Annotated in this window: 2 protein-coding genes; both read left to right on the top strand. The window is 27.3% G+C overall.

The genetic code is table 11. The features are described from left to right. Positions 1-1,401: 1,401 nt before the first annotated feature. Entirely contained in the window at positions 1,402-2,184 is a 783-nt protein-coding gene (locus tag DMG62_21615; GenBank protein PYY20852.1) for a hypothetical protein, read from the top strand. 1,678 nt (positions 2,185-3,862) lie between these two features. Next, positions 3,863-4,561: a hypothetical protein gene (locus tag DMG62_21610; GenBank protein PYY20851.1), complete on the top strand. Its 699-nt coding sequence runs from the start codon at positions 3,863-3,865 to the stop codon at positions 4,559-4,561. The last annotated feature ends 1,650 nt before the right edge of the window (positions 4,562-6,211 follow it).

Here is a 6,211-nt window from a genome sequence, read left to right as displayed (position 1 = left end):
GACTAAATCATAGATTTTCGACACAATAAATATTTAAATAAATATATACATCCCTTAAAATATTTTGAAAAAACACGTTGTTTGGAACGACGAGACCATTCAAGATTAGTTTCTTCCTTTAGTTTTTTAAGAGGTTTGTTCAAATCAATAGCTCCTTTAATTGCTTTAAATAAATAATACTTATAGAGTGTGTTGACGCTTCCGTCTAAATTTTGTATATATTCATTAAAAAGTTCCGTCATGTTTACATGTTAAGAGTTGTTCATGCTGTTCTTGTGTATTTTATAATAAAATTACCAATTACCCCTTTAAAATAATTGGTCAAAAACGCGATCTCATAACCAAATATTTTATCACGTGAAATTTATGTGTTACAAATTTTTCGGAATGAATATCGGAAATTCGATTATTTCAGCCAGAATTAACGTTAATTTTGGCCAAAATGTTATCATCAAATGAGCTCTAATATTGAAATTTAACGATTTTCATATCCAAGAAATTTCGTCTTAAAAATAATCTTAAAAATTTTTGAAGAATTTGAAGATAAAACTTTTCACTCTTACTTTCTAATAATGTTTACGAAAGATAATAAAGTAGCCGATTTCTCGTCGATTTTCATAGCACATCCGATCCAATTTTTATCCAGCTACGTTCGTGATTGTTCATGCAATAATCTTTGAAATAAATTTTTTTATGGTATAACACTTTCAAATGAATTCACTTAATATTTTAATCAAATAAAAGTTTGAAATCAAATAGACTGTGCTGTTAATTATATCATGCGTCATCACGATCATAAGGTTAGCGTTAGTACACTTAGTAAGCGTAAATATTACGTCAGAACCATGTGCTAAAAAAAATGTCTCAAACAATATGAATCATAGTAATAGAGAAGTGAGAATATTCTTTATATAAATAATAAACCTTTTTTCGAATCATAAATCATTTTTTTTTAGAAAAATGTTTCAAACAACATCAAAGTTAACCTATCAAATAAATTTACCCAATCCACTTGAAATAGATGATTGTTATTACAGTCCTATTTTTAGCACAGATAATAAAATGTTTTGGCAATTATTTCTTCAACTTGATGATGATAGTGATTATTATGGACTTTATCTAAAGCCAGTTGCGAGTCCAGATGAAATTAATTGGAGAGAACGTTCAAAATTATCTTTTAGATTATCTTTGAAAGAAGTTAAAAATAATAATCAAACCAATGAACTTATTAATAATGGCCTTCTTGTTCCTACTGATACTGGTATTAGAGGAGGTATTATTTAAATATTCAATATTACAATTAACTTTTCTATTTTAATTTGTTAAATTTATTAAGTTTTTAATTTAGGATATGGATATCCGAAATTAATTAAAAAATCATTACTTCAAAATAGAGAATTAATGATTGGAGTTATATTTGATAATATCAAATATAAAGAAGACGATATGATATATGCAAATCATCCTCCTAAACCTATTCCAAAAAATCTTATAGATGCATGGAAAGATCAATTATTTTATTTTCAGCCGGCCGATGTAGAATTTAGTGTACAAGATAAAAAATTTTACGCTTGTAGCTCAATACTTTCTAAAAGATCCAAATATTTTACGAAAATCTTATTGGAACAATGGTCTGAATCAACGGCTGTTCGAAAAGAAAGCAGCGATTTTAACTTTGACAATGATGTTGACATTGTAGATGTTGAAAATTCAAGTACATCATTATTAAATAATAATAACTTAACACAAAATAATGACAAATTAACATGTCAAATAAAGCATCATATTGAAATTTCTAAATACGATACATTTGCATTTTCAGCAATGCTTGAATATATTTACACAGATCAAGTTAGATGGACCGATAAAGATAATAATTCTATCACTGTAGAATTATTCCGATTGGCAGATCAATATCTTTTATCAGATCTTCGAGAACGAGCAAAAATTCGGATTTTAGATGAATTGAAGATCTCGAATGTATCAAAAATTATGTTTGATTTAGTTCCAAAATATGAAGATTTAAAAGAATCAGTTTTGGAATTCATGGCTAAAAATTTTGAACGAATTAATAATTCTAAAGAATTTAAGGATATTTTAGCAAATTTAGTAAATTATCCGAACTATGATGTGATTTTAACAGAAATTTGGGCTGAATGTTTCAAAACTCAAAGGTCCAAGTAATTTGTATTGCGCGTAATACCTATATGGGGACAAAAGCCGGGATTCATACAATTAAAACTTATATAAAAAAGCATTAATTTTTTATAACCAAGAACTTTTAATTTTATCAAATTTGCATGCTAAAAGTAAAATATTATTTACCGTCATTTTCCTTTCAAATAAGCCACGTGCGTTTTATTAGAGATAAAATTTCTATAAATTCCCATGATCGATCTTCATTATTTTCGTTCTCCCAATATTGCTGAATTTCTATTTACATTAATCATAATTTTTCTTAACATAATCAATATTAAAGTTTTTAAAATTATAATACTTTAACATTATCGTTGTTATTAAAATGATAAAATATTATTTATCCATACAAAGTATTATATAGAAAATTTTAATTATTTGTATTGTTAATTATTATAAATTGTTTTAATTTTCTTATAAATAGTAGTCATTCAATCAATGAACTTATAAATTTTTATTAAAGTATTATTATAATAAAAGTATTTTTAAAAGCTAATTAAATTCTAAAAATTGAATTTATACCTTATCATATTTTCCACTATTACGGTAATAGTAAACTTTTTATTGCAATTAGCGCATAAATAATGAATATGTTCAGTATATGCGTGTAAGAGACAAACTTCACATTTTGTTCTGTAATTACACAATTTTTTACTTTTTTTGCACTTATAGCACATATCATTATCTGATTTCATTTTTTCTTAATATCGTTTTCAAATATTTAGAATATTAATTAATACACGGGTATTTATGAATATTATACAAATCTTCATAACATAAAAATCAGAATGAACTGTTCATGTATGTATTTTATAATTTAATTGTTAAAATGTTCATACAATAATATATTTGCAATAATTGTTGTTATTGATTTCCATATTTATTGTTTGAGAACAACATACTTTCAGTTATTATTGTATTATGGGAAGATAGAATTATTTAAAATCTTAAATGTTCCAGATCATGCACCATATTTCCTTATATGTTAATTTCTATCATAATTTCTTAGTGCCTTATGCCGATTATTAAATTGCGAAAATTTGTGACGCCGTTGCGACTCCTTTTGTTTCCAAACTTCATACAGCAGTTCGTGATTTATTATGGCTAACGGTTCATAACGATAATTGTATTAATTGTTGTTATATCGATATGATTGTATGATTACTATGATTTCTATGATACTCTTATTGTAAACTAATTAATTAAATCATAATTAAATCATCATATTCATTATTTAGTTTAGTTTTTGGTTTGAATGGAAATAATAGTGAATCATGATTATCGCGTTCTAAAATAAACTCTTAATGAAATTCACATAAAATGATTGAGAATATTTCAAATATTCAAGTAATGGCGAAGTAGCAATATTTTGTTACATAAAGACCAGTTGCTCAGAAATTTTCTTTCTTATAGATATTTTTTAATATTTCTAGGCATACTTAGATTCTTTTCAAATGGACTCCAAATCACTCAACAAATGGTTACAACTATCAGGTACTATTGCACAAAATATCAAAAGTAATCTTTGCTTAACCTTAAATACCTTACACCAAACCTGCCCAATAAAACTTGTTACCCGTGAGTCAATTTCAAAATCCCTCAAAAATATTCTACAAAGTGACCTGGTCTTTCAACAACAAAACAAAGCCCACTTTACGGTACACAATTGGTTTCAAAAGCAAAAGAAGGAACAACAAAAAAAAAAAAAATAATCCCAGGTGCAACCATTAAAAAGACAAATATTTATTCATCTATTATTGGACGCTCTACCAACAAAAGTACCCATGTGATTCTGAACAATAATACTAAAAACATTGAAGATACCATTGCAAATACACGGCAATTATACTCTTTCTCCGTAGCAGAGCAAGGTGCAATAGTAGAATCTTTCTTGGTATTTGCAGAGGAAGCACTTAATAACTTCCTTATAAAGTACAAAGATAAAATTTCCATAAAAAATTTCGATGCTAAGCAGAAACCACAAAATACTGACGTTCTTTGCATGCTAAAATTGATTACCAAAGATATCAATATTTTTTTAAACGAATCAGCATTCCATGGTGAATATAAAGACAATCCTATTGAACTTCTAAATGATTTTACTAAAGATGTCCGTCACAAAGTTGCACATGGGATAGTTGAGAATAATAGAGGGAGATGGTGTGATCTTGATTTACAACAAGTTGTTGACTTGACATGTAAAGTTGTTGCCTGTCTTGGTAGTGACTGTAAGAAAGTTTATACTGCAAAGAATGAGTTTTATAGTGAAATCTATCAACGCATAGCAAGAAATATGCCTAATTCAAGAAACAAAAATTTATATGAATTAATCTTTCTGAATCAAATAATAAAAAAAATGGGTTGATTTACTCTAAAGATAAAGAATTGCTCAAGGAATAGTTGTTTAATGTAAATTAGCAATAATTTATTTTGATTTTTATTATGAACCATTGAAAAAAGTTTTCTCGTTCAATTCTTCCTCAAATTTATAAATTCATTCTTAATCTATTGCTATCGCTATCTTTTAATATATTAAAGTTTTGATTCAACATCTATATTCAGCAAATCTTTTTTAAATGAAATACATTGAAAATTTTATGTCGTTAATAAAATTATCCCCTGCGCAGCACACGATCCTGCGGAGCTTGTCTAAATTATCTACAAATACCTCCGTCTCTTAAAAATAAACCTTTATTTTTCAGTATTTCACGTTAACATGCAATACAATACATGAAACTCAATTCTAAAAAATCATTTTTATATCATGTCGTACCCTTATCGTTATTAGATTGAATTCATTTTGTATTAGCTACAACATTATTTTTCTAGAAGATCCTTCAAAGCTTTTGGGATTTTTAATACATCCTGAACTGTACTTTCTTCATTATAATTGATTGTGAAGTCAAGGTTTTTCATAATTGAAATTTGATCTGTGATTTCTTCCTGAAAATCATAGAACTTTGAGTGAATAAAAACCAATAAGCATTATGAATGCACAATTTTACTTACGTGAAAAATTGCCATCATATAAAAGATTCCCTTGTATTTTGATATGGCATCAAGTGAAAATGGCAACAAGGTAGAATATAGCTCAGAAGTTAAAAAAGTACCATCTTTTAACATATTGAGTGAATATAACGTTATACGATATTCTTAATAATAAATTAAAATACAAAATTATTAGCTTGAATGCCTTTTTTAAATAAATACAAGATATTTACCAATTACTTGCAAACTAAAAACTTTAATCCTAGTTGCAATTTCTATGGGAACTTGAAGGTAATCAAGTAGGATTGCAATGAGATTTAAGATGTCAGTATGTATAGATTTCGTTGTATCGTTGACAGCATGTGCATGTTGTGATGATAACGATGATGGCGGACCTGATACTTTTACGTGAAATATCTCTTTATCATCAAAGACTCGAATGCCTTTCAGGATTGGTTAGAATTAAAGAACCGTTGTTGAATGATAAGGTAAGGATTAAGGAATTATAAATAAAACTTTTTTGCTCACCTTTTGCATCCACCTTGACAATGCCAGAATAAGTACGTGACTTTGTTAATTTTGATGCTGGTGAATGCGTCTCAATCCAGTCAAAATACAAATTTCCAAAAGTGGATTCATAAAATTTAAATAATGAAAAAACATTTTGTACGATGTATTTTCTTTCTCCTATTTTTCTCGAAAGATTTGGAAATACATCCACTAGATTATAACTGGAATCAAAGAAAAAAGATTACTAAGCATCTAACATCTAAAGAACAGCAATAAATGACAACTCACAAGTCCATTAAAATTTTTTCACAGTAAAGTCAAAACTCGTTGCCTTCGTCACCCTCGATTTTCCGCATAATCTCCATCTTAAACTCATCTCCTGATTTCTGTAAATGGGTAGCTAAGTCACTATTACTTTCAATATAGCAATAACGCTAATATCTGTGGAAAACATACCTTCAAAACATTGTCAATATAAGAATTTAGAGATTCTGTCCACAAAGAAGGCGTCTGAATG

This window comes from Acidobacteriota bacterium (genome assembly GCA_003225175.1).
In the GTDB taxonomy this organism is placed as follows: domain Bacteria; phylum Acidobacteriota; class Terriglobia; order Terriglobales; family Acidobacteriaceae; genus Gp1-AA112.
The sequence above is the reverse complement of the archived record's forward strand: the minus strand, read 5'-3'. Positions and strand labels throughout refer to the sequence as shown.